This is a genomic window from Myroides sp. N17-2 (assembly GCF_002286775.1).
In the GTDB taxonomy this organism is placed as follows: domain Bacteria; phylum Bacteroidota; class Bacteroidia; order Flavobacteriales; family Flavobacteriaceae; genus Flavobacterium.
On the sequence record NZ_NSGJ01000009.1, the window covers coordinates 70,326 to 96,846 of the forward strand.

Consider the following 26,521-nt stretch of genomic DNA (forward strand, 5'->3'; position numbering starts at 1 on the left):
AAAGAACTATAAAGTAGAATTACTTTGTAGTATTTGGCTAATGCTGATTATGGGTTAAAGATAAATTGTTATAAAAAATACACACAGAAAGCAATGGAATAAAAAAGAAAAGCTCATCCCTAGGGATGAGCTTTAACTGTGATATTAATTTAGTAGATGAATTAATTATTCTGATTGAAGTGGGTAATATTATCTCCTTTTTGTTCTCCTGTAATCTCCCTTCATTTGCAGACAAAAACAACTTAAAAAGTTGATTATTTTCCTATTACCGACGCCAAAGAAAACAATTATATATTGAACTACCAAATTAAAAAGTACTTTTTGCTCTAAAACATCTAATCTTAACTGTTTTTCAGAAGGCTTTTTGCTATGAAATGTCGCTAAATGGTAGAAATATATTTCATTAGGCATAATACCAAAATTGCTTTAAAATAAGCAACTGAGAACACCATTGTTTTTTCTACACGCCATTCAAATAACACCTCAACTTCTATTTGAATATTATAGATAATTATTTTAGATTTACGCATTAACCTAAAGACTGTAGTTGTAGTTCATATCCTCATTAGATATTCTAAATGTAACAACCAAACCTAATAAATGAAAAAAAACACCACAGCGTCTGCAGTATCTGCTGCCTTAACCTCTATGATGTGTGTACAAGGAGGAGCATCTGTAGCTAAACAATTATTCCCAGTAGTAGGTGCCACAGGTACTACTGCACTGCGAATAGGAATATCTGCTATCTTACTTAATATCATCAATCGTCCTAAAATCTCTAAATTCTCTAAAAAAGAATGGATGTATTGTGGTTTATTCGGAGGGTCGATCGCCCTGATGAACATGATCTTTTATCTAGCGATACAGCGTATACCATTAGGACTAGGAGTTACTATAGAGTTTATAGGTCCTTTATTCTTGGCCTTATTCTTATCGCGTAAATTACTAGATATTGTATGGGCGCTGTTTGCCTGTGCAGGGATCTTACTTATCGTACCTTGGCAAACCAATAACGTAGATATTATAGGTCTAGGATTAGCTGCTACAGCAGGGGTATTCTGGGCGTGCTATATCGTGATGGGAAGTAAAGTATCTAAAGAGATGAATACGAACCATGCTGTATCAGTAGGTCTAGTCTTCGCTACACTTATCGTAATTCCTGTAGCTTTATTCACAGGTGGATTAGAGAACCTTACTTGGACTAGTTTAGGGTTAGGAGTATTAGTTGCTATTCTATCTAGTGCATTGCCTTTCTCATTAGACCTAATCGCTTTAAAGCAATTACCTGCCAAGACCTTTAGTATCTTGACAAGTTTACAGCCAGCTTTTGCAGCGATGTCAGGATTGCTATTCTTAAAGGAGCACTTGACGTTCATACAGTGGATATCTATCGCCTGTGTCATCACTGCTAGTGTAGGTTCTACGATGTTTAGTACTAAGAAAGAAGCTTAGTCATAGATATTCTGATAATACCACTATATAAAAAGGTTGTCTTTAATAGACAGCCTTTTTTTGTGTAAAAAAACTTAGATGTTATTCCTAATTTCCCCTTGCGCTTTATAGCCGAGTATATGCATAATCACTGCGGTATACTTGCTCAGATGGTCTCGTTCAGCAAGAAATGGGCAAACAACCTTCTCGAAGTAGGCAACGAATTAACTTTATAAATTATATTTACTCCCTTTTACTCCGTTTTACTCCTGTTTACTCCCCTAGTTGTAAAACTGCAATAACCAAAAACATATCTTCCCCATAATTATTAATCATTTAAAATCAATAAATTATGGCCCACATCAAAGACGGGATTCTTAGCCCACCTATAGGAAAAGTAGGTACTGTAGTAGGAGTACGCTGGAGAAATAAAAAAATATTACGCTCTCTACCAACGTCAAATGGCAAACCTGCATCAGAAAAACAGCTACTACAAAGAGCTAAACTCACTTTAGTATCGCGTTTCTTAAAAACGCTCAAACCATTTATCAATAATCACATTCCTCCTATTCAAGGAAAAAAGAGTATGCTTACAGGTACGGATCAGGCTAGTTCTATACTATTAAAACAAGGTTTAGATGTCATAGATAATACCCCTTTGCTCCTCATTAATAAGGTAACCGTGGCTATAGGGATATTACCCGTCGCTCACTTTAAAGAGATAAAACTGACAGAGGATAAACAAGTATATCTACAATGGGAAGACAATAGTCACAATAGCTTAACAAACGCAAATGACCTATTATCTGTTGTGTTTTTTCACAATCAAAACAATGCATTTCACATCGTTGAAAATATTGGTCAGCGTGAAGACGAAGAGGGAATTGTCTCTCTTCCGAAAGATTGGGTTATTGGTATTGTACATCTTTGGACCGTATGGACGAATCAAGATAAGACGCTTAATAGTACTAGTATATACCACAAGGCAATTTACTTAGATTAAGGACTGTTATAAATCTTCAAAAAAGAGAGATAAAAAAAGGGAGCCAATAACTTGACTCCCTTTTACTATATTGACAATATCCTAAGCACTTTAAACAATTGTGTCTTGCTAATTAAAATAACTTGGATCCAATTCTAATTTCTCACCTTCTTTTCTTGAAAACTTAAATCTATGAGATAGTGTACTTCCACCTTCTTTTCTTTCTATTAAAGCCTCAATCTTAAAAACAACATCTACTTTATACTCTAATTTCCCAAATGGTTTCTTTGCCTCTTCTTCATCTTGTTCTCTATAATCATTACTAACGTTAAAAATATATTCACTCAATGTAAAGCTTTGGTAGTCTTTAACAGAATCTCTTTTTATTTGAGATACAGCCTCGTTAAAATCTGAAACGATCCAATCTAAATCCAAATCACTTAAAGTTTTAGTGTGCTTAGGTGCGTCTCTTTCCCTTTGAATTAGAAAAGGATCATGCTCTACTACAGTATCATTAAATACTGAATAATTCCTTTCTCTTTCATCATAACTACTTGTTTCATAAAGAACATTTATTCCCCCTAAAGAAGGAGAGTATGATTCTCCATTCCATAAAGTTAGTCTCCACACTCTTAAGTTTGGATCAAAACGTTCAAATAGAATCTTCTTAAAATCTACTAATGAACTTTCATCATATGGGATAACTTTTTCCTTAGCCTTAAATGCACAAGCATTAAACACAACGCCAATCGTTATAAAAAGAACTAAATATTTTATTTTACTCATAATTAGGTATCCAATATTTATTATAATCAACTTTTTAATAAAACTACGATATATTAATACTTTATAAAACTATTTTCATAATATAATTTCTGAATAACTCAAAAAAAAGGGAGCCAATAACTTGACTCCCTTTTACTATATTGACTAGATGATATAGACAACTTCTATAACTCCTCTTTCTTCGCTATCGCTGCTTTGTAAATCTCTTCGTACAATGGCAATACCTTATCGATACTAAACTTCTTCGCTACTTCACGTGCACGTTGTTTAAACCCACATAATGTATCGTGATCTTTTAATATCTTCAGTGAGTTAGCAACCATATCTTCGACATCTCCTACATCACTTAAATACCCTGATATACCTGGTTCATTCACTTCTGGAAGTCCCCCTGTGTTACTTGAGATAACAGGTACACCCATCGCCATTGCTTCTAGTGCAGCAAGACCGAAACTCTCAGTCTCAGAAGGCAATAAGAACAAGTCAGAATAAGATAAGATATGTTCTATCTCGTTACTGTTACCGAAGAAGATAATCTTATCATAGATACCTAACTCTAAGGCTTGACGCTCAGCACGCTCTTTCTCAGGACCATCCCCTACTAACATTAATTTGGCAGGTCTCTCTTTTTGGATACCGTAGAATATAGAGACTACATCCTCAATGCGCTTTACTTTTCTGAAGTTACTGATATGCGTGATAATGACTTCGTCTTTTCCTGCCATCGCACTACGTTTACACGGAGTATCTTCACAATCTACCCCTTTCACTTCGATAAAGTTAGGGATGACATGTATCTCTTTCTCTGTACCGAATAGACAATGTGTAGACTGCTTTAACGACTCAGACACAGAAGTAACATAGTCTGAATTATTAATACTAAAACTCACCGCTGACTTGTAGTTAGGATGATTCCCTACTAACGTAATATCCGTTCCGTGTAGTGTTGTAATCATTGGTAAGTTGATACCCTGCTCTTTCAGCATTTGCTTCGCCATATACCCTGCATAAGCGTGAGGAATGGCATAATGCACGTGAAGCACATCTATCTTAAATAATTTGACCATATCTACTAACTTACTTGACAAGGCAAGTTCATAAGGCTGATAATGGAATAATGGGTACTCGGGTACATTTACTTCGTGATAGTATATATTAGGGTTTAGCAGGGCTAAACGTACAGGTTGACTATAAGTAATAAAATGCACCTCGTGATTTCTTTTTGCTAACTCCAATCCTAATTCAGTGGCTACTACACCACTACCTCCAAAGGTAGGATAGCATACGATGGCTATTTTCATATTGTATATAACTGCTTATTTTGATTGGTTAAAGATAATTCTATTATTTGTAACACAAATTATTTTTAACGTTTTGATGCATGTCAGAAGAGGCTAGTGAATCGTTTATTGTTTACAGAGCAATCATATCAATAATTTATATTGCTTACTAAGCTTTTTCGCTACGCGGTTTCTCTTTTACTTTTTTTCTTGATAAAAAAAGTAAACAAAAAAATCAAGGCTGTAACTACTAAGCGGTCAATTACGGCACAAATTCTGAAACAAAATTAACTCCCTTCGGTCAAACAGAATTTTGTTTCTAAGAATTTGCACCTATTGACACTCTGCCTCCGCAACGCCTGGCTTCTTCGCTAAAAACATCTACTAGATGTTTTAATAACGCTCGACCCTGTTAAGGCCGTTAGAGACTTCGTAAGAATAATCAGTTTAACAGTCCAATTCACTTTATCACTCCGTAAGATGAATAGCCTTTTAAACATAAGTCTAAAACTGTTAACTACTAAATTACAAAGCCTTATAGAGGATGAACTATACAAAAAAGAGTGAAATTAATTTTCAGTAAATGGTAGTTACATATTTAAGGTTATATTTGTTTAACGCAAAAAATGTAGAACAATGACTTTAGAAGAATACAAACAAAAATATAATGAAGAAGATCCTGTGGGATGGGATGCTATATCTGATCACCTAGAAGAATTATACGGAGAACAACAGCCTGAGCACTTCGGTAATGCAATCCCATATTCTTTAGGTGGAGAGAATCCATTAGATGGGCTAAGTGTATATAAAAGCGACAAGCAGACTGACCACTTCCATATTACTACTTTTGGTTTCTCAGATTTGTATTACAATGAAGAAGGAGTAAACAATGATTACAGTGGATATGGTTTTGAAATGACGATGCGTCTAAAGAAACAGGGTGATGAGAATATCCATTGGGCAATGAACCTAATGAACAACTTGGCAAAATACGTATTCAACTCAGGTAAGTGGTTTGAAGAGTTTCACTTTATTCCGGCTAATGGCCCTATTCGCTTAGACTATGATACCGATTTAGTAGCTATCGCTTTTGTAAAAGATCCTGAATTAGGTACTTTAGAAACACCTAATGGACGTATAGATTTCTTACAGATGGTGGGAATTACACAGAAAGAATATGATACTCTATTAGCAAATCCTATGACTACAGAGACAGAAAAGTTAATCGAACAGTTGCGTCAAGATAATCCTTTGTTGATTACAGACCTTGATAGGAAGTAGTTTTTGGGTTGTGATCACACAGATTGCAAATCTGCGCGAGCGTGATGTTGCGATATATCAACAAAGAAGTAATTTGTTTAAGCATTATATCAATACTCCGCTACTAACTCTAGCATCCTATCTTCCCGAAATCAAGTAGTTGGTCTATTTTACGTTTATTTTTTGCGAGTTCGGAGTTTATACCGAACATTGAAATAAATCGTTTCAGCAGTAACTCATTGTGATAATGTGTTTTAATATCACTCATAGAAAAGGGAACATCTGCATTAGGTTCTTGATCTTTTAAAGCAATCCAATGCTCAACTTTAGCCAAATTAATAGCTGTTAAAGACATATTCCAATGAAAATGTAGCTTCTTTTCACTTCTAGCTTGACAGTGATTTAACCCAGTAAATTGTTTAGCATCTCGATATAGAAATTCTATTTGAAAACGCTGACGATACATCTCTAATATTTCATCCCACTCTAAAGTAAGATCAGTTGAGAAGTATGTCTTGTGTGTGAACTCTTCTTTGCTATTACGTGTGTAAACGATAACAATATTTATCTCTCTTTTCAGTGATTTTGAATGCGCTTTAAGCGTATATATTTTCTCCTTTTTATCGTCTCTGACCAATCTAGCACAGCTCTTATCAATATCTTTATAATCTACTTTATTGGTATACATCTTCTTTCTTCCTTTCCCTTTTTTCTGTTCACCTGTGTAAAAATGCCTTAGAACAGAATCTTTTCGAAGTCGTGATATTACCTGAAAACCAGCTTCTAACATAGGTTCTATGAAGGTGTACTTTGAAAAATAAGCATCTGCCACTAAAAACTTAGAAACATCTTTTAACTCTTCTTTATTTTCAAGAATTTTTCGAGCATAAAATTCTAACTGTTTCTCTTGTTCCAGTATTTCTACGGTTTGAAAACCTACAAGATGAAAGGCTGTTTTACGTATTAAATCGAGTACTGCTATTCCATTAAACTCTAATCCCCACTTTGATTTGGCAGCGCAACCCGACCAAAAATAGCCTGCTCCGGGTGTCATTTTTCCAGATTTAGAAATATAACTTGGGTCAAAAGCTAGTGCAGTTTTACCTTTTAAATGTGGCTTGAGTAATGCGATATTAAATGAAAGAAAATCAAAGTCTCTTTCAAAAAACACACGAAATCCCGACTCACTTCTATCAGAATAACGCTCTAGTTGTAAAAAGTTGATTCTACCACGAATACTTAAAAACAGAGATGCAACTACCATAAAACCTTTTGTGGTTCTGATATCAACTTTCTTTTCTTTTCCTATGCCCTTTTGATCTAAAGTTGTACTTTTGATGCAGGGTAACTCCGATGTTTGTCCTTTTTTTCGCAAGACTAAAGATACTAAATATCAGCGAGTTACCCTATTTTTATTTACTCTTTTTTTACTTTATTTTATTGTTAATCAATCGTTTATGCTACTTCTTAGCGGACTATTGTTATATGAAAAAAAGTGAAATAACTAATATGCCCGAATACTTTGACAAGTACATAAACTTAGTTGAAGACATTGATCTATTTGAAGCATTTGACGCAAGTTTAAAACAACTAGAATCTGTCAATTACTCATTGCTAAACAACATTGGGTTAAAAACATATGCTCCTAATAAATGGACAATTAATGAAGTATTCCAGCATATTGCAGACATAGAAAGAATACTATGTTCTGGTACACTTCAATTCGTAAGAGGTAATGAAAACTATGTAATAACATTCGATGAACAACTTATAGCTAGTCATTCTAAAGCTAACAATAGGTCTTTAGAACAAATTATAGAAGAGCTAATAGTTGTTAGAAAAGCAACTATAGCTCTTTTTAATGCATTTGATCAATGTGATTTTAGAAAATCAGGTATTAATTGGAAACATAGAATCTCTGTAGAAGCGATGGGATTCAATATGATAGGTCATCAGATTCATCATATAAACTTTATACATTCACATTATTTTTAGTCACACTAACCTGCTGTATGAAGTCTTCCGTCTTCACACAAATACCCGCACACTATATCACATCCATTTCACTTTATCACTTCGTAAGGTTAATAGCCGTTTAAACGCAAGACTAAAAACCGTGAACTGTTAACTGTCCACCGTTAACTGTTAAAACCTAAAAAACCCAACGCTCTACTAAGTGATACCACATTGCTTTACCTTCTTTTAAGGTAAATACGACAGAAGATTCTCTTTCTGTTCTTACCTCATCAGTCTGTTGTATTTCTATATACTCCACTATGATATGCCCGAAAGTAGCGTACCCTGCTATATCCTTAACCTCTATTTGTCTTGTTGGAAAGATTCCATAAGCAGTGGTTAGCCATTGTGTGAACGTATCATACCCCATACTTTTACCATCGCCATTCGTCATTACAAATGATGGATCAAATGTACTTACTATAGCCTTATATACTGACTCCTTATCTGTTGCAGTTCCATTAAACCAAGTTTGTATATTGACGTGAAAGTCGATTACCTGTTGTTTTCCTAATTCTAAATTATTCATATTTTTTGTTTTTTTGTGATGTCGTGATGTCGTGATGTTGTTGTTCTGTGATTAATACCCTCGCGCGCCGGCTGGCTCCATCACTAAAAATGTCTACTAGACATTTTCTTAACGTTTGGCCCTGTGATGTCGTGATGTTGTGTTCTTGTAATCGACAATTTCTCTTTACGAAAAAACAAAAAACCGAAATCACAAAAGACCAAAACAACAAAACACCTAATTCATTTTTATATAAAATCCTATACTTATTAATTGTACGAATCCGATAACGGATATTGCTATAGCAAATGCTGTAGGATAACCTACTACTCCACTTAAACTAAAGAATATTGTTCCGATAATAGCACCTCCTAATACACTCCCTACTTGAATAGTAGTACTCACGATACCTGACGCCTGCCCTACTTGCTCTACTGCTATGCTGCGTATACTCTCTTTCATCATCACAGGCATTAGTATTCCGTGTCCTAACCCTGCAGATAAAAACATGATGTGCATCATTACATTAGGTTCGTTATACTGACTAAATAATCCCCCTAAAGTTACAAAAGAGATTAACAATAGCCCCAAACCTAATTTCACCCAAAAGGCAGTTGCCTTCTCTATTCTTGCAAATAATACAGGTCCCAAGAAAAACCCTACACCATAAGGCAAGATAGCAATACCCGCAGTTAGCACTTCCCAACCAAGGTAAGACTGAAGGTAATAAGGGTAACAAATAAATAGCCCTGCTGTAAAGTTGTAAAACAAGATAATTGGCAAATTATAAGCAAAGCTTTTGTTTTGAAACAGCGCAATAGATAAGAGTACTGATTTGCTTTGTCTTTCTCTATACTGTTCATACTTGACAAATAAAGTTACCAAGACTAAACTCAAGGCGACAAGCGCGAATATCCACCATGCCCAATCATACGTTCTCCCGTAAATAAGTGGCGTAATAAAACAAAGCAAGGCACTGATCACAAGGACTACGCCTATATAGTCAAGCTTCTGTCTCTGTACTTGTTCTTTCTCCATATTTGCATAAATACCATATAAACACACTGCTGCTACAGGTACATTAACCAAAAAGATAATCTCCCAAGTCAGTCCCCACAAGTGTATATTTAGTAGTACTCCTCCTAATAATTGCCCTACGATAGCCGCTAAGCCAAAAACAGAACCAAAAACACCCAATGCCTTCGCTCGTTCTGATTCGTCAAACAGGATGCGGATAGACGCTAATACCTGTGGTGCAAGCAAAGAAGCGCCTACTCCCTGTAAGAAACGAGAGAAGATCAGCCATCCTATAGTTGGTGAAAAAGCACATGCTAACGAAGACAATAAAAAGATCCACAGTCCTGTCGTAAACACGGTACGCCTTCCATACATATCACCTAATTTTCCACTGCACACCACTAAGGCAGCATAAGTCAATCCATAGATAGCAATAACCATCTGCAACTGATTCTCTGTAGCGTGAAACGATGCCTTAATAGCAGGTAGCGCCATATTGACAATAAAGTAATCTAAAGGAGATAAAAAAGCTCCGATAACTAAATAGCGGAGTATACTCCATCTATTCTTATATTCGTTCATATATTTATTTTTTATTACTTTGCAAAGTAAACACCCTAAGTACAAATAATCTTGTACTTTAAAAGGTTTTATAAGTATGCTATGGTACGTAAGAATTTGTTTGAACCGATTGTTGTGAAAGAGATTGAGCTTAAAGACGAAGTCTTTGAAGTACAGCCTACAGCACAGTTGACGATTATCTATGTACACGAGGGAAAAGGATCAAGCGTGTACGATACACAGGAAGTTCCCTTTAAAAAGGGGAAGTTGTTCGTGATACCTTTTGATACCAAATATGTATTTAAGAGCAAGTCTTGTTCCTTACTTCTTATTGAGTGTCCACCTTCTTTTATTACGCAGATACGCACAGAGGCAGATCGTATAGAAACTTGTGACAACATCAACAAACTTACGTTTATCACCCATAACTATCACTCAAAGGCGGGATGTGTGTTTAGAGATAAGACTGATGAGTTATTCGCTTCTACACTACTACAGAGCATAAAAAGAGAGTATCAGACTAACACACAAGATTACTTAATCATCAGACAGTGTGTCTCTATCTTACTAAATCTAGTAGCGAGAAACCTTATACAAAGTGATCACAAGCAAGTAGCGGATAACAGCACGGCACAAGATGTAATGAAGATTATTACCTATATACAACAGCATATCGGCGATAAACAGTCACTCTCTATTGATGCCTTAGCTACGGCATTTGGGATTTCTAAAAACTATTTTGGGGAATACTTTAAAAAGCAAGTGGGTGTCTCTCTGCAAGATTACATCTTAGACTATAAACTAAAGTTAGTAGAGACAAGGTTAAAATACAGTACTATGCGACTGAAAGAGATAGCGTTCGAACTTGACTTTAATGATGAGAGTCATCTGTCTAAGTTATTTAAAAAGTACAAGCTAATGACACCTTCGCAGTATAGGGAGAAGTTTAGGGGTTAAGTAATACAGCAGGTCGTCATCAATAGATTGTCAATCATCATATAAAAAAGCTAAAATATGTTAGGAAACTCAAATTGAGAAAAGGAAATGTTATTTTCGTCCGCGAAATAATAAACGACAGCAAATGAGTACAAAAATACAACGACTTAACCCAAGTACATTAGCCGCTCCTGTAGGAAGATATTCTCACGTAACAGTAGTACCTAAAGGTGCTAATCTATATACATTCTCTGGTCAGATAGGCACAGATGCTATGGGAAATATCCCTGAGACTTTTAATGCGCAAGTGCAAAATACTTTTATGAATATCATCCAAGTATTAGCTAGTCAAAAGCTACAAGCAGAAGATGTAATCAAAGTAAACATCTGGGCAACTAAAGAAATTGATTGGGACTTCTTCTATGAAGTATGGGATAATACATTCGGTACAGAGTATCCATCTATGACGGTAGGTTATATCACTGCATTAGGATTGCCGGAGATTCACTTAGAAATAGAAATATGGGCTGCCAAATAAACCAATACATAACTTACAAAATATAAACCTTTAAGGTTTAATTAGAGAGTTGCCATAGTGCAACTCTTTTTTTATACTAATCACTCCCTTATTTAGAATTAACTCATTCACCATATTTTATTTAACAATTAATTATCAGTTAGTTATAAAAATATTCTCAAAATAAGAAAGGTTATACTTAGAATCATTATAAATAATTATATATTTGCCTCACCTAATTAAGTTTAACTAATCTAAATAATAAAATATAATGAATGCTGATAAGCCCAAAAAAAGTAAGGGAGTTTTTAAAAAGTATATGCTTAAAATTCACTTATGGCTAGGACTATTGTCAGGAATAATCGTACTAATCGTATCCTTATCAGGTGCTGTATTTGTCTTCAATGAAGATATCTCAGCCTACTTTAATAAAGAACAGATTTTTCACGGAGAAACAGATATTGCAAATAAGAAACCCATTCCTATTAAGGAACTAAAAGATATGGTCAATGCGCAGTTAGTCAATGAAGAAGTACCTGCCGAAAGCGTTACCATTCCCATAGACCCTAACCGCTCTTATCAATTTGGACTTGACAAAGTGAATCGCAATGGGTGGAACTACTTCGACACTTATCTTGTCTTTAAATCAGTTTACGTTAACCAATATACAGGTGAAGTAATAGCTATACAGGATCTTCGAAAGAGCCCTTTCTTCTTTACGATGATCTTACACCGCTCATTACTATTAAGTAGTTCAGTAGGAGGAACTATCGTAGGTGTATCTACTATCATATTTGTGATTATGTTAGTAACAGGTATCATCCTATGGTGGCCAAAGAATAAGAATATGCGTAAGCAACGCTTCTGGTTTAGATGGAAGAAAGTAAAAGGATGGCGTCGTAAGAACTATGATGTTCATAATATACTAGGGTTCTATGCTTCATTCTTAGCTCTAATAGTTGCTATAACAGGGATTATGTATTCATTCCGCATTACGATGACTTGGGTCTACTTTTTAATAAATGGCTTTTCATCACATTCACCCGATTTTAGTCACTTTAAGACAGTAGCTCCTGAATCAATGGAAACAGAGACTACCATAGATCGCATAGCAGAGAAAGTAAGAGAATACTACCCTAACGCCTTCTCATTTGGTCTTGATTTAGAAGATCACGAAGAAGCGGATCACCATCACGATAATATGAGTATTTGGATTAAAGATCGAGAGTTTACTTATAGTGAAGGAAATCTAATGATCTTCGATGAGCACTCAGGTGAAGTATTATTTAATAGACCTCATGAAGAAAGATTATTAGCTGACCGTGCTACTAGTGCTACGTATGATTTACACGTAGGTGCTTTCTTTGGGATGACAGGTAAGATACTTGCCTTTATCATGAGTTTATTCTGTGCATCACTTCCTATCACAGGTTTTATAATCTACTGGGGTAGACGAAATAAGAAAAAGACAATTACCTAAAATCCGCAACTGCTATTTACTGCGAATAAATTCTACTTTACATAGCTTCAATTAGTTCTAAAACCACACTACAGTGTGCTTTAATCACTAATCTTGCTCTGTTTTGTACAATTCATTCTCATTTAAATGTTATCTGCATATTTAAGATATTAATTAATTTAAACTATAATGAATAGATCATATATATGGCTACTTTCACTATGTAGCTTGGGTACTTATGCCCAAACCGAAGCGCAATTAGACAGCCTACTCAATGCATTTAACACAAATCTTGGAGAGGTAATTATCAATGCCTCTACCCCTGTATTTCAACAGAAAGCAGATAAGATGGTATTTAGCGTTGAGAACAGTGCATTATCTGACGGAAGTACAGTTCTAGAAGTATTAGGAAGAGCTCCAGGAGTAGTTGTATCTCAAGAAGGTGAATTATCACTACGTGGTAAAAAGGGTGTTAGTGTGATGCTAAACGGCAAACTGAGTTCTCTTTCTGCAAAAGAACTAGCTAACCTATTGAGATCCACTAACTCTTCTCAAGTGAAGAATATTGAGATTATCGCTAACCCTTCAGCTAAATATGATGCAGCAGGTAACGCAGGTATTATCAATATCGTGCTGAAGAAGTACAAGATGGAAGGGTTAAAAGGAAGTTCTTATGTCAATGCAGGAAGAGGGCGTAAGAACCGTATGAATGCAGGAATGAACCTTGGTTATACACATAATAAACTTAGTCTATTCGGAGATTATAGTTATACATTCAGAGGAGAAGAAGAACACAAATACTATTTGCAAGACTTCTATAATACTACAAATCCTTCTATCATAGACAGGCATAGTGAACAACGCACTACTAGTAATGAACCTCTGACCTCTAACAACTTTAAGTTTGGAGTTGACTATGCGATCTCGTCTAAGACGACTATTGGTTTCTTGTTTGATGCTAAGTTAGGTCGATATGAAGACTTCTCTAATGGATATAATAAGATTTATGCCCCTGTAGATGTATTATCTTCTCACGTGAATACAGATAATAACAACAGCGAACATTGGTATGACTATACGTTTAACCTAACAGCTACTCACCTGTTTAATGAAAAAGGGAGTAAAGTAGATGTTGATTTAGAATATGAATCATCTAAGTTTAAATCAAACCAATTACAGTTGTCTGATGTAGTATTAAACACCTCTAAAGCAATTTATCAAAATAGACGTGGACATATTCCTTCTCAACTAAAAGTATTTAATGGAAAAGTAGACTTTACTTTACCTCTTGATGATAAAAATGACTTAGAAACAGGATGGAAATCAAACATTAAGTCTAATGACAATCCTTCTGTCTATGGGTTTCAAGAGGGAGCAAATTGGTTAACAGACCCCGCTTCTACTAACCATTATAAATACAATGAGCAGATACACGCTGCTTATGCTAACTACAAGTTAAGTTTAGATCATTGGAGTTTTCAAGTAGGAGTACGTTCTGAGTTTACACAAACTGAGATAGACCAAAAAACAAGTAAAGAATACAGCAAAAATGACTATACGAAGTTCTTCCCGAGTGCTTCTATCAAATACGAAACAGATAATGCACACGGGTTCTATGCTTCATATAGCAAGCGTATTAATAGACCTAGTCACTTTGACTTAAATCCGTTCCGTTTCTATGACGATCCATTTAACTACTGGCAAGGTAATCCTAAGTTAAAGCCGGAGATTACACACGCTACTGAAGCAGGTTATACTTGGAGTAAATACCTTATCGCAAATGTGTATTTTAGTGTAACGAATGATGTAATGACAAATGTATATGACTACCAACAAGATACTGGTATCTTAGTCAATACACAAGAGAACTTAAACAAGTCTTACCATTACGGATTTAATGTTACAGGTACTGTAAGCCCATTTGAATGGTGGTCGATGAGTAATATGTTCAACTTGTTTAACAACAAATATGAAGGATCTTACCAAGGTACGGAGATTAACAGTTCACAAGTAGCGTTTACCTTTAACTCGCAAAACAACTTTACGATTGTCAAAGGGTTAAAAGCAGATGTAAATGCACAGTACTTCTCTAAAGCTAACTTAGGTTTATATAAGAGAGATGGTTATTTTGACTTAACAATAGGACTTTCTAAAGCCTTGTTAAGTGATAAAGCAACAATTAAGCTAGCCGTTACAGACGTATTAAAGACTGTTGACTATAATATCACAGGTGATAACTTTAACTCTCGTATTCGCAAGAAATATGATTTAGATAGCCGTATCGCTACGCTATCTTTTAACTATAAGTTCTAATCTTATCATTTGAACCTAGAATAAAATAAACAGGGCTACCTCAAAAAAGGTAGCCCTGTTTATTTTATATCGTTACTTCTGTCCATTGATTACCAATATCCAAGTACATTCCACCATAGTCCACCTATAACAATAAAGATGATTAAGTTCACGACACTCATTACAAAGCCGACCTTCCACCATTCTCCTAATGTTGTATAACCTGACCCAAATATAATAGGTGCTGTACCTGTACCATAATGTGTCAATGACATCATAATAGATGATGAGAAACCAAGTAATAGTGCCCATAGCATAACTGGTGCTCCCAAGGCTAATCCTGCTGCAAAGAAAGCTCCATACATAGCAGTAATATGCGCTGTAGTACTCGCAAAGAAATAATGTGAATAAACATATACTAACAACAGTAATATAGTAGCTGGTATCCATGATAATCCCAATCCTGCTATACCTCCACCTACTGTAGTTGCTAACCAACCTACTAGACCAAGCTTACCTAAGAAACCTGCCATCATTACTAAAGCGGCAAACCATACTATAGTATCCCAAGCTCCTGTATTCTTAAGAATATCATCCCATGTAAGTACTCCTGTGATAATCAGAATAGCTAACCCTAAGAAGGCTGCTGCAGTAGGCTGTACTGCGAACTCATCTCCAAAAAACATAGCGGGTACACCTGCCCATAAGAATAACAAGATAGAGAATACTCCCATCGTGATATATTCAGGCTTAGAGATAGGTCCTAATTCTTCTAGTTGTGCTTTTGCAAACTTAGGAGCATCCGGAGTCTTCTTAATTTCGGGTGGATAGATCATATATATAACTAAGGGCATAACTAATAGCGCTACTAAAGCAGGTACTAAAGCGGCTAATGCCCACATTCCCCACGTTATTGTCACACCTGTCGCTGTTCCTGCTACAATCAAACTCACGATTAGTGGATTAGGCGCTGTAGCAGTGATAAACATCGCTGATGTGATAGGGTTGGTATTATAGTTTACTAGCGCTAAGTAACGTCCTATTTTCTCTGTAGAGCCTCTCTCAGGCTTTGATCCGAAACTACTAGCAATAGAACGCATAATAGGGTGAATAATCCCTCCTCCACGCGCTGTATTACTTGGAGTCACAGGAGCTAGAATAGTCTCCGCAAAAGATAACGCATAGGCAATACCGATAGTTCGCTTACCAAAAAGAGAGATAAGGAAATATCCTATACGAGAGCCTAAACCGGTCTTCTTTAAACTGATAGAGATCATCACGGCTATACCAATAAGCCAAATAAGATCATTTGAAAAACCACTTAGTGCATCTGCTAAAGCAGCTTTAGAGTCACCTGGATTAGTAACTCCTGTGATAGCAACTAAAGCAATAGCTATAATGGATACTCCCCCGATAGGAAGAGCTTTACCGATAATAGCGGCGATAGTTCCAACGAATAATGCTAACAACTGCCACGCATTAGGACTAACGCCTTCTGGAACAGGGATAACAAACCAAATAATTAATGTGATTGCGACCGCGATTAACGCTGGTACGGGTTTGATAGGTTCTAATTTACTTGCCATACGAGTAATTTTATTACTGCAGTAATTATGCTGTCCTCACTATGCCTCTGCTCTTACTAATCTTTTAAAGGTATTCGAAGGATAACATCTACTACTTTTATTTTTTAATGTAAAATCAACAAAAATGCCAAACACGTTTCTTTAACCTATTATTTTTCATAATTTATGTAAACAAATTATTCGCAATAAGCGTTATTAGAATATATGTTCCTTATTTTTGATAGTCTTTTAAGTTCACAGAAATTATCTAAACAAAAACAAATTAAACTAAATGGAGAGACATTAGTGAGAAAAGCACACCGTAGTATGATTTAAAATTAACTAAAGCTATATTCAATACATCTATTTGCAGTAAGTAATCATTGTAGACTTAAAATCTTTTACAGTTTAAAGATAGTAAATAATCAAAGAGAATATTTGTTTTTAAATCACTTTTTTGCAAAAAATATAATATTACTCATATCAATAACATATAAAATACAACGTAATTTTCAACAAAAAACAAACATATATCATTTTTTATAAAAAAAACTAAACTTTAAAAACACTGAGCTTATGATATCCGTTTATAAAATAAAACCATACTTTCAGAAGTCGCTAATGCCCATACTTAATGCATTACACAGAAGAAATATTACAGCTAATCAGATAACAGTATTCGCTATACTCTTTTCTATAGTTCTAGCCATCTTATTTTGGTATGCAGATTTATATCACATCTTCTTTTTGCTATTACCAATAGGGCTATTAATTAGAATGGCACTTAATGCGCTTGATGGAATGATGGCTAGACTGTTTAATCAAACCTCTAAAAAAGGCGAACTGCTAAACGAAGTAGGTGATATCTTTTCTGACTTTATATTATTCATTCCCTTATTGAAATTTCAAAGTGAGAGTCTTTACCTAATCGTCATATTTATTGGGCTGAGTATTATCAATGAGTTTGCAGGTTTAATGGGCAAGGTACTAGGCAGAGAAAGACGCTATGATGGACCGATGGGCAAAAGTGACAGAGCATTAGTCCTTGGAATATATGGTTTACTGATGTTTCTACACGTTAATATGAGTGGAGTTTCTCTTTACCTATTTATCATTGTTAATTTATTATTACTTTTAAGTACTATAACAAGGTGTCGCAAAGCACTTAAAAACGCACAATAGATGACTAAAGAAGGAAAGTTTGCCGATGTACCACTTCGCGTCAAAACGTGGGGTTATATCATTGTGGTATTTGCCATAGCCTTATTGCATCCGATTAATCTGCTTATTTTCACACTCTTCTTACTCTATTGGGGTCAACGAGAACTCTATACTATCGCTATCCCTATAGGAAAACTAAAAAGTATCTTCTCTATTCTGACGACTGTTATCATCGCGCTGAGTCTTTATAAATTACCTATTCAGGAGCATCTATTAACAGTACTTGGATTGTGTATGATCATGTATTCTTTTATATATCTTAAGTATAGACAGTATCTGTTTTATCTAGTAATAATGACGCTATACCTGCTGTCAATCTCTATCTTATTTTATATAGGCATACAAGCACAAGGGTATAAATACCTCATCTTATTAGTAGTCCCTATGGAACTAAATGATGTGAGTCAGTATTTGTCAGGCAAACTATTTGGCAAGACTAAAATAACCCCTAATATCAGCCCTAATAAGACAGTAGAAGGCGTTATAGGTGGAGTGGTGATGACGACTATTATCTTTAATCTGATGTACTACTTACTATTTAGTGAAGCCATAACAACCAAGACAATACTACTTGCCATGGCACTTAGTCTACTTGGTTTCTTAGGCGATCTAACGTTCTCCTTAGTCAAGCGAAGAGCTAATGTAAAAGATACAGGCACCTTACTTCCCGGACACGGAGGTTTATTAGATCGAGTAGATAGTCTACTTTACACCACACCCCTATTTTATATAACACTAATATGGCTGAAGTAAAACCTTATAATCGCGTAGCAGTATTCTCAGGTGGCGGAAGTCGTTTTGTGATGTACTGTGGTATGTATGTCGCGATGGTAGAGCATAACATCCGTCCTGACTTAATCATCTCTACTTGTGGAGCGAGTATCTCTGTCTCTATTATCCGAAGTTTTAATACTCCGGAGGCGATAAGAGAATACCTTGTATCAGACGAGTTTCTTACAGCAGCAATGAATACATTCTTGACTAATCAAACTCGCTTAGACCGTCTGCCATACTACTGTATCAAACACAGTAAGAAGAAAGAGAACGCTCCTTACCTACTTGACTTGTTTAGCAAGTACTTTGTAGATCAACCACAGAATCTAGACAGTAAGTTTCCGTCGCTTATAAAGGCACTACCTGAATCTCCTGATATGATCACGATAGGTTCGGAAATATGTTATACTCCGGATAAGACAGGCAAAAAGAGAAATGGAGAGAAAGCTTTTAGAAAAGCACTTATTCCCTTAGGACAAGTACCTGTAGCATATTTAAATCAGTATATCGACACCTATAAAGAGGATGCAAATAGCGCTGTAGCCCCTGACACTTCCTTATTACTAGATGTAGAACCTTTAAGAGCGATGCGTATTAGTACATCAGATATGTTCTATATGGCACCTGCTTTTTATAAAGAGAAGCACTATCTAGGTGGAGCGATAGACTTAATCCCAACAGAACTAGCCTCTACATTAGGTAACGAGTTATGGATAGAACACAAGGCTCCATACTCAGCTATGGAAGAGGGGTTAGTAAGAGCAGTATTTGGATATAGTGGTAATGCACGATTAAACACAGCGGCTACTGTGACGGCAAATAGACTAGATACTAGTGATATGAGAAGTAAGCTTGCAGGAGGTTATTTAAGTCGCAAGATTAATTGGAGAAAGTTTGCCTTAGAGATACAGCTTCCCGTGTCTAAAGAAGACTGTAAAACACAGATATTAAGACAATTTGACTACGGCTATCAAGTAGTCTTAAATGCTTTAAAACAATGAAAACAGTATTTATAACAGGTGGTACATCAGGTATAGGATGGGCATTAGCACAGCGTTACTTACAGGAAGGTTATCGTGTAGGGATAGGCAGTCGTATGCCATATAAAGAGGATCATCACTTTAATACCTACGCCAACTTATCTGTATATACAGTAGATGCCACTGACTTTATCAGTTTATATGAAGCTGCCCGAGAGTTCAGTCAAGGACAATTAGATCTCTTCATCGCCGCGGCGGGTAACTATACTGACAGTGCATTAGAGACTATCTCTTGGCAAGAAACAAATGCAATGATAGATAACAATATCAAAGCTACGCTTAACTCGCTAGAAGTAGCAAGAGAATTAATGAAGAATAAAGGAGGGAAAGTAGTGTGCATTGCTTCTATTTCGACCTTTTTAGACTATACAGAAGCTACGATATACACCCGATGTAAGCAAGCCGTAGTAGCTGTAGCTAAAGCATATCAACGCGCTTATAGAGACAAAGGAATACATATAGTCACTGTACATCCCGGTTATGTCGCTACTCCTCGATTATTAGCTCTTAACAAAGATGACTTATCTAAAAAGCAATATGTAATCAGTCCAAGTGAGGCGGCTGATATTATCTATACTGACCTCGCTAAAGGCAAACAACTTATCGTATTCCCTAAGAATATGTACAGACTTATCCGCTTCTTGCAAATCTTGCCAAAGGGACTACTACAACGTATTATGCATAAAAAAGCAAAATGGCAGAAGAACAAATAACCCCCACTTTTAAACAACGTACTACCTCGATGATACTATGTTATATAGTATTTATCACCGCTTATATGACTGCCCAATACTATGCTGTATTCCGAGCATTAGATTGGTCATGTGTGCTGCCGATAGATAAGCACATCCCTTTTGTAGAGTGGATGATTATCCCTTATGCCACTAGCGCACCATTCTTTTTATTGGTGTTTTATTGGGTCGACACCATGGAGCAACTAAGAGTACTTACCAAGAGAATGCTACTCGTTACACTAGTTGCCTTTATTGGGTTTATAGCCTTTCCTATACAGTTTACACTTGATAGACCTCCACATACGATTGGAATATTTGATGTGTTCTTTGATTTTATCAGTGCTTGGGATACTCATTATAATCAGGCTCCCTCTCTACACGTAGCCTATGCTGTAATCTTTATGACAGTAGTAGAACAGACTACCCGATTCAGCAATTTTACAAAGGTGCTACTGTATCTATGGTTAACTTTAGTTGCGCTATCTACGGTATTTGTCTATCAACATCACAGTATCGATGTACTTACAGCTGTGATAGTATGCTTGCTCATTTTCTTTTTTGTGCCTAACAAAGAGAATAGACTGTATCTCAATATCAAAAAGGGATTAGTATACTTTATCCTAGCTTCATTATTCATCCTGATTGCGTTTATTTGGTTTAATCCCTTTACGGCAATTCTACTGTGGATAAGTTTTAACCTCATTTACATAGGCAAAGCATATATCCAAAACAACGTTTACTTCATCAAGAATAAAGAGGGTAAAATAGCTTGGTGGAAATACATCTTATTATTTCCTTACCTACTGACGTATGTTATACTAAGAAAGTTGAATCGACGTTATAATCCTGTTCCTTTTGCTGAAATGCTACCTCAACTATATATCGGGGCATTACTGTCTACTGAGGAGGCTAAAAAACACTTGGCACAAGACAAGAATATCATCGTTTATGACCTGTCTGCAGAAATGACAGAGAATACCTATATACGAAGTCAGGCTACCTATTATTTCTTTCCCTTGCTAGACATCGGACAGGCAAATGAGGAGTACTTAGCTCAAATAGTACAACATATTATCACTACTTATAATACAAGAAATACAGATACCTTAATCTATATACACTGTGCGATGGGGCTGTCTAGAAGTATGGCTGTATCTGCATTAGTTTACTCACAATGTGCACAGTGCACTAAAAAAGAAGCACAGATATATATACAATCTATTAATCAAAATGCTATCTTTAAACTATAATAAATTGCTATAAAACAAAAAACACCTATGATAGAAGGAACATTCACTAGCTTTGATGATGCGTCAATATTTTATCGAGCTTGGAATTACAAAGAAGGACAGAAGACGATAATTGTCCTTCACCGCGGTCACGAACACTCAGCGCGTTTAGCTGAGTTTGCTCAGAGTGCACCATTTGCTAATTACAACGTATTTAGTTTTGACTTTAGAGGACACGGATACACCAAGCAAGAGGTATCGCCTAACTTTATGGATTACGTCCGTGACTTAGATGCCTTTGCACATTATCTAAACGATAAATACCAAATACACTATCACGATACGTTCGTCGTAGCTAATAGTATCGCAGGTGTGATCCTAAGTGCTTGGGTACACGATTTTGCTATTCCTATCGCAGGTATGGCGTTATTAGCCCCTGCTTTTGAGATTAAACTATATGTGCCTTTTGCAAAAGAAATGATTGCACTAGGAACGAAGTTAAAACCCGAGATGATCGTTACAAGCTATGTCAAATCTAAAGTGCTAACACACGAGAAAGATCAGCAAGTAGCTTATGATAGTGATCCGTTAATTACCAAGTCTATTAATGGGCGTATGCTTGTTGATCTTCTTGATGCAGGAAAGCGTATCGTAGAGGATGCTTCAGCGATCACTATCCCAACTATCTTATTTGCCGCTGAGAAAGACTATGTTGTGAAAAACAAAACGCAACAGCGCTTTTTCCATAATCTAAGCAGTGATTTGAGAGAGTTCAAAATGCTTAAAGGTAGCTTCCACGGTATTCTATTTGAGAAAGGACGTGAACAAGTTTACCGAGATATTGCCAAGTTTATGAATAAGAGTTTCACTGCTCCTAAGGTCAAAATAAACTTAAAAGCAGATAAGTTTACCACTGACGAATATTATAAAATGATGTTTGGACTATACCCTACTGTCGAACTTCTATCGTATAAGATACAGAAGAGTCTATTAGGTATTATCGGTCCTCTATCTGAAGGAATGCGTCTAGGTCTGTTATATGGCTTTGACTCGGGGATATCTCTTGACTATGTTTATAAGAATACCCCACAAGGTAGACTAGGCTTTGGTAAGATGATGGATAAGAACTATCTAAATGCTATAGGATGGGCAGGTATACGCCAACGAAAAGTACATTTATTACAGCAGATAGACAAACAGATACTATTACTACAAGAGCAAGGACTACCTATCAGAATATTAGACGTAGCAGGTGGTACAGGTAACTATCTATTTGATATAAAAGCTAAGTATCCCGATGCAGAGATAGTGATTAACGACTTTAAACGCTCTAATATTGAGGTCGGTGAAGCGTATATTAAAGAGCATAATCTTACAGGTATTCGCTTTACTAACTATGATTGTTTTGACCCGAATACGTATCCACTATTCAACTTCGAACCGAATATCACAATTATCTCTGGTATCTTCGAATTATTTGAAGACAATGATATGATCTGTAACACCATTAAGGGAATCAGCTCTATAGCAATGAATAACAGTAGCATCGTCTATACAGGACAGCCTTGGCATCCTCAACTTAAGACGATTGCCTTTGTTCTAAAGAGTCACAGAGATACTGATTGGGTGATGCGTCGTCGCTCTCAGTATGAGTTAGATAAACTATTTGCTTACAATAGCGTATTTAAACAAAATATGCTAATCGACAACTATGGTATCTTTACTGTATCAGTCGCTAAGATCGTTAAGTCATAAATAACATAAAAGCAAAAAGCCCTCATCTCTGAGGGCTTCTTTATTACCACTCAGATTGCTCCGAGTAGCCTAACGTATTTTTATCAACTCTTTTTGTGATGTCCCTTTTTTGTTTTTTTTGTGATGTTGTGATGTCGTGAAATCGCTGTTTCCTGTTTCCTGTTCCCTTGTTCCCTGTTCCCTGTTCCCTGTTTCCTGTTTCCTGTTCCCTTGTTTCCCTGTTCACTGTCCCTTGTTTCCCTGTTCCCTGTCCCTTGTTTACTTAAACTTTTTTAAATAATCTAACGTATTCACTAGTTCATATTTAGGACTGCGCTCTAACCACATATTAAAGAAAGCTGTATGAGATGACCCCATTAAGATAAATACTCTATCGTTCTCTGTTAATGGTATCTGATTTAAGTTAGAGTACATAATCAGGTTTCTGTGATAGTACTTAGCCGTCTCATCTGCTCCTTCAGATTTACCAGGAGAAGATACGTGAGTCAGCATATCCGCATTTAGATTGATATAGGCATCTAATGATTTCTTTGTATTGGTGTTATATAGCATTTTTCTTACATCCCCTGCTTCATCACTAGCTCTTAATTGTCTTAACACAACATTCATATAATCCTCATATATTGCTTTGTCATTATACTCAGGGATATTCTTATTCACCATATAGTTATATCCTTTGCTATAATCTATACCGTATAATTTCTTCACTCCTGCTAATCTCCCTAATTCGAATCCCAACAAGTGAACTTCATTAGGATCAACTATTTTTATATTAGGGTCTTTTAGATAAGCTTGATATAGTGCATTTAAAGTTTCCATCGTATTCGCTTTTTGCTCTAATACGATTACTGTAGGTTTAAACTCCGCTATCGCTTTTGCCACTTCGTGAACCATTGCCTTATTCTTAGCGTTGTTCTCATCGAACTCTGTCTTATTGGTATCCGAGGTATATCCCATATGGAACGTTCCCATATTAAGCACAGGGATACGCTTATTTAATCTTAAGTCCTCGTTTATTTGAGCATTGGCAATTTGCCCTCCCATTAAACACATTGCAAGTAAGCTGAATAATTTAGTTTTCATAATTGGTTTGTTTTTTTGTGATGTTGTTTTGATTACAGGACAAAGATGCGGTACTTCATACTTACTCTTTTTTCTTTTTCGACCAACACCTTATTTTATCCGACCAACACCCTTTAATAGAAAGCGAAGTTTTAATAGCTTTACAAAAACATTATTTATGAAGCCTATAGAAGTATTATCAACAAAAGAAGAAGTGCGTTTACACGCATTCCTATGGTTATTCTTAATCTATGCACGCTATGTTCACTTAGATTATAATGCTCCTTATTTGGTAACGTTTACAGACTTTTCTTTATTTAACAACACCTTTGTGATAATCTTTGTCACTGTCTTTTACTTCCATTATCTGTGTATTATGCCTAGAGTAATGCAGAAGTTCACGTGGAAAAGAGTGTTTTTAGGATTACTAGCCGCTTATGTATTCTTTACGCTAATAAGAGCTATAATAGAACAAGTAATCACAGTATGGATATGGGGGCTTCAAAACTATTTCCCAGGTACACCAGCGTGGTTTTATATAACTGATAATATCTACTTTAGTATGATACCTATCGCTATGGCTACGATCACCTATATTATCATCCACTTAATACGCAGCTTACAATTAAACAAAATCATACAGGAGCAAAAGAATGATGCTGAATTGCGTTTCTTAAAATCTCAAATAAACCCTCACTTTATCTTTAATACACTAAATAATATTTACTCGCTAGTCTACCGAAAATCAGATAAAGCACTCCCTGCTATAGATAAACTAAGTCAACTAATGCGTTATATGACTTACGAAACAGAACATAATAACGTTGAACTTCAAAAGGAAATCAACTATATCCAAGACTTTATTGACTTAGAGAAAATGCGTATCGCAGGAGAGGTACAACTAAAACTAGCCATTGACATAGAGAATCCCAATCTACTAATTCCTCCTTTGTTATTACTGCCCTTCATAGAGAATGGCTTTAAACACGGGCTATTAACAGAAACAGAACATCCCTTTACAATACTAATTACACAAAAGGGAAATCGCCTAGAGTTATATACTCAAAACAAATCAAACAAGTATAATAAAGATAAGACTAGTGGTATCGGTTTGACCAATATCCGCAAGCGATTAGACTTGCAGTTTCCTACTAAACACAACTTGACTATTACAGAAGAAGAGAATATCTTTACGTGTAAATTATCGATCGAATTATGAAGTCTATCCGATGCTATATCTTAGATGACGAGCCACTAGCAGTAGCTCTATTAAGTGACTATGTACAGAAGTCTCCCCAGCTAGAGTTAGTAGGTAGTTCTACCTCTGCCCTAACCGCTTTAGCGGATTTACAGCAGTTAGAAGTAGACTTGTGCTTTATCGATATACAGATGCCTGAATTGACAGGATTACAGATTATGAACCTACTAGGCAGAAAAACATACTTTATCATTACCTCAGCCTATAATCAATACGCCTTAGAGGGCTATGAGCATAATGTCATCGACTATCTCTTAAAGCCTATTACGTATGAGCGATTCTTTAAGAGTATACAAAAAGCAATGCCTATCGTAGAACAAAATAATGTACCACTAACTCCTGCTGTCAAAACAGAGCAAGAGAACCACTTATTCATTAAATCGGATGGCAAGCACATCAAAGTACTATTTGATGATCTGAAGTACGTAGAAGGGCTAAAAGATTACCTTGTACTTCATCTAAAGAACGAACGTCTTATCACGCTAAGTACACTAAAAGAAATGGAAGATAAACTTCCAAACCAACAGTTTATACGCGTACATAAATCATACATTATCAACAAACAACACCTCGACACCATAGAGCGAAATAGACTCTACATTGACAAAGCGATTATCCCGATAGGTGATACATATAAAAAGACAGTATTAGGACAGTTACTTAAGGAGTAACTGCCTCACTACTTCATACAAAAAAGGCTACATAAACTGTAGCCTTTTTACTTTTCTAACACTTTAGTATTAACCATTCTCTCTCAATGAAGGTCAATGTATAACAAAAAATCAACAAAAATAAGTTTTGTGCACTTCATCAACTTTTCTTAATATTTAGTTTTTTG

Annotated in this window: 23 protein-coding genes; 16 read left to right on the top strand and 7 right to left on the bottom strand. The window is 35.7% G+C overall.

Annotated features, from left to right (window positions below; all coding sequences use genetic code 11):
- The first annotated feature begins 600 nt into the window (after positions 1–600).
- A complete protein-coding gene (locus tag CF599_RS06195; protein ID WP_121965177.1) occupies positions 601–1,452 on the top strand; it encodes a DMT family transporter in 852 nt (283 codons plus the stop codon).
- A gap of 331 nt (positions 1,453–1,783) precedes the next feature.
- A complete protein-coding gene (locus CF599_RS06200; RefSeq protein WP_121965178.1) occupies positions 1,784–2,434 on the top strand; it encodes a DUF6266 family protein in 651 nt (216 codons plus the stop codon).
- A 108-nt stretch (positions 2,435–2,542) separates the two neighbouring features.
- Here the strand turns inward: CF599_RS06200 and CF599_RS06205 are convergent, their stop codons facing one another.
- Together CF599_RS06205 and bshA are read right to left on the bottom strand one after the other, a co-directional pair.
- Entirely contained in the window at positions 2,543–3,199 is a 657-nt protein-coding gene (locus CF599_RS06205) for a hypothetical protein (RefSeq protein WP_143824797.1), read from the bottom strand.
- Between the two features lie 164 nt (positions 3,200–3,363).
- A complete protein-coding gene (bshA, locus tag CF599_RS06210) occupies positions 3,364–4,500 on the bottom strand; it encodes an N-acetyl-alpha-D-glucosaminyl L-malate synthase BshA (protein ID WP_121965180.1) in 1,137 nt (378 codons plus the stop codon).
- Between the two features lie 615 nt (positions 4,501–5,115).
- On the opposite strand from bshA, the gene CF599_RS06215 reads away from it, so the two are divergent.
- Positions 5,116–5,760 (top strand): suppressor of fused domain protein, encoded by a 645-nt coding sequence (locus CF599_RS06215; protein WP_121965181.1) that lies wholly within the window; start codon positions 5,116–5,118, stop codon positions 5,758–5,760.
- A gap of 109 nt (positions 5,761–5,869) precedes the next feature.
- On the opposite strand, the gene CF599_RS06220 is transcribed toward CF599_RS06215, so the two are convergent.
- Positions 5,870–7,114, bottom strand: a complete 1,245-nt coding sequence (locus CF599_RS06220) for a transposase (protein ID WP_143824798.1) — start codon at positions 7,112–7,114, stop codon at positions 5,870–5,872.
- A 110-nt stretch (positions 7,115–7,224) separates the two neighbouring features.
- On the opposite strand from CF599_RS06220, the gene CF599_RS06225 reads away from it, so the two are divergent.
- Positions 7,225–7,734, top strand: coding sequence for a DinB family protein (locus tag CF599_RS06225; RefSeq protein ID WP_158221769.1), 510 nt, complete (start codon positions 7,225–7,227; stop codon positions 7,732–7,734).
- Positions 7,735–7,891: 157 nt separating this feature from the next.
- On the opposite strand, the gene CF599_RS06230 is transcribed toward CF599_RS06225, so the two are convergent.
- Together CF599_RS06230 and CF599_RS06235 are read right to left on the bottom strand one after the other, a co-directional pair.
- A complete protein-coding gene (locus tag CF599_RS06230; protein ID WP_121965184.1) occupies positions 7,892–8,284 on the bottom strand; it encodes a hypothetical protein in 393 nt (130 codons plus the stop codon).
- A 216-nt stretch (positions 8,285–8,500) separates the two neighbouring features.
- Positions 8,501–9,862, bottom strand: a complete 1,362-nt coding sequence (locus tag CF599_RS06235; protein WP_121965185.1) for an MFS transporter — start codon at positions 9,860–9,862, stop codon at positions 8,501–8,503.
- Between the two features lie 81 nt (positions 9,863–9,943).
- Between CF599_RS06235 and CF599_RS06240 the strand changes: the two genes are divergently transcribed.
- The 4 genes from CF599_RS06240 (at position 9,944) to CF599_RS06255 (ending at position 15,066) form a co-directional block, all read left to right on the top strand.
- Positions 9,944–10,798: an AraC family transcriptional regulator gene (locus CF599_RS06240; RefSeq protein ID WP_121965223.1), complete on the top strand. Its 855-nt coding sequence runs from the start codon at positions 9,944–9,946 to the stop codon at positions 10,796–10,798.
- A 124-nt stretch (positions 10,799–10,922) separates the two neighbouring features.
- Complete coding sequence (locus CF599_RS06245; RefSeq protein ID WP_121965186.1) at positions 10,923–11,315, top strand: RidA family protein; 393 nt, start codon at positions 10,923–10,925, stop codon at positions 11,313–11,315.
- Positions 11,316–11,565: 250 nt separating this feature from the next.
- On the top strand, positions 11,566–12,774 hold the full coding sequence (locus CF599_RS06250) for a PepSY domain-containing protein (protein ID WP_121965187.1): 1,209 nt from the start codon (positions 11,566–11,568) through the stop codon (positions 12,772–12,774).
- Between the two features lie 168 nt (positions 12,775–12,942).
- A complete protein-coding gene (locus CF599_RS06255; protein ID WP_121965188.1) occupies positions 12,943–15,066 on the top strand; it encodes a TonB-dependent receptor domain-containing protein in 2,124 nt (707 codons plus the stop codon).
- 89 nt (positions 15,067–15,155) lie between these two features.
- On the opposite strand, the gene CF599_RS06260 is transcribed toward CF599_RS06255, so the two are convergent.
- Positions 15,156–16,631 carry an anion permease gene (locus tag CF599_RS06260; RefSeq protein ID WP_121965189.1) on the bottom strand — a complete coding sequence of 492 codons (1,476 nt, stop codon included), beginning with the start codon at positions 16,629–16,631 and terminating at the stop codon, positions 15,156–15,158.
- A gap of 555 nt (positions 16,632–17,186) precedes the next feature.
- Here CF599_RS06260 and CF599_RS06265 point away from each other — a divergent pair.
- The 6 genes from CF599_RS06265 to CF599_RS06290 are packed head-to-tail and all read left to right on the top strand — an operon-like array spanning position 17,187 to position 23,363.
- Positions 17,187–17,792, top strand: a complete 606-nt coding sequence (locus tag CF599_RS06265; RefSeq protein ID WP_121965190.1) for a CDP-alcohol phosphatidyltransferase family protein — start codon at positions 17,187–17,189, stop codon at positions 17,790–17,792.
- Positions 17,793–18,584, top strand: coding sequence for a phosphatidate cytidylyltransferase (locus CF599_RS06270; protein WP_121965191.1), 792 nt, complete (start codon positions 17,793–17,795; stop codon positions 18,582–18,584).
- Positions 18,572–19,606: a patatin-like phospholipase family protein gene (locus tag CF599_RS06275; protein WP_121965192.1), complete on the top strand. Its 1,035-nt coding sequence runs from the start codon at positions 18,572–18,574 to the stop codon at positions 19,604–19,606. The genes CF599_RS06270 and CF599_RS06275 overlap by 13 nt, the downstream gene beginning before the upstream one ends.
- Positions 19,603–20,358 (top strand): SDR family oxidoreductase, encoded by a 756-nt coding sequence (locus CF599_RS06280; RefSeq protein WP_121965193.1) that lies wholly within the window; start codon positions 19,603–19,605, stop codon positions 20,356–20,358. The genes CF599_RS06275 and CF599_RS06280 overlap by 4 nt, the downstream gene beginning before the upstream one ends.
- A complete protein-coding gene (locus CF599_RS06285; protein WP_121965194.1) occupies positions 20,340–21,629 on the top strand; it encodes a phosphatase PAP2 family protein in 1,290 nt (429 codons plus the stop codon). Before CF599_RS06280 ends, CF599_RS06285 begins: the two co-directional genes overlap by 19 nt.
- Before the next feature lie 27 nt (positions 21,630–21,656).
- The gene (locus tag CF599_RS06290) at positions 21,657–23,363 is read left to right on the top strand and encodes a bifunctional alpha/beta hydrolase/class I SAM-dependent methyltransferase (RefSeq protein ID WP_121965195.1); all 1,707 of its coding nucleotides are present in this window, start codon (positions 21,657–21,659) and stop codon (positions 23,361–23,363) included.
- Positions 23,364–23,621: 258 nt separating this feature from the next.
- On the opposite strand, the gene CF599_RS06300 is transcribed toward CF599_RS06290, so the two are convergent.
- Positions 23,622–24,446 (bottom strand): DUF5694 domain-containing protein, encoded by an 825-nt coding sequence (locus tag CF599_RS06300; RefSeq protein WP_121965197.1) that lies wholly within the window; start codon positions 24,444–24,446, stop codon positions 23,622–23,624.
- Positions 24,447–24,603: 157 nt separating this feature from the next.
- Here CF599_RS06300 and CF599_RS06305 point away from each other — a divergent pair, with 157 nt between their 5' ends.
- Together CF599_RS06305 and CF599_RS06310 are read left to right on the top strand one after the other, a co-directional pair.
- Entirely contained in the window at positions 24,604–25,644 is a 1,041-nt protein-coding gene (locus CF599_RS06305) for a sensor histidine kinase (RefSeq protein WP_121965198.1), read from the top strand.
- Positions 25,641–26,354, top strand: coding sequence for a LytTR family DNA-binding domain-containing protein (locus CF599_RS06310; RefSeq protein WP_121965199.1), 714 nt, complete (start codon positions 25,641–25,643; stop codon positions 26,352–26,354). The genes CF599_RS06305 and CF599_RS06310 overlap by 4 nt, the downstream gene beginning before the upstream one ends.
- Positions 26,355–26,521: the final 167 nt, after the last annotated feature.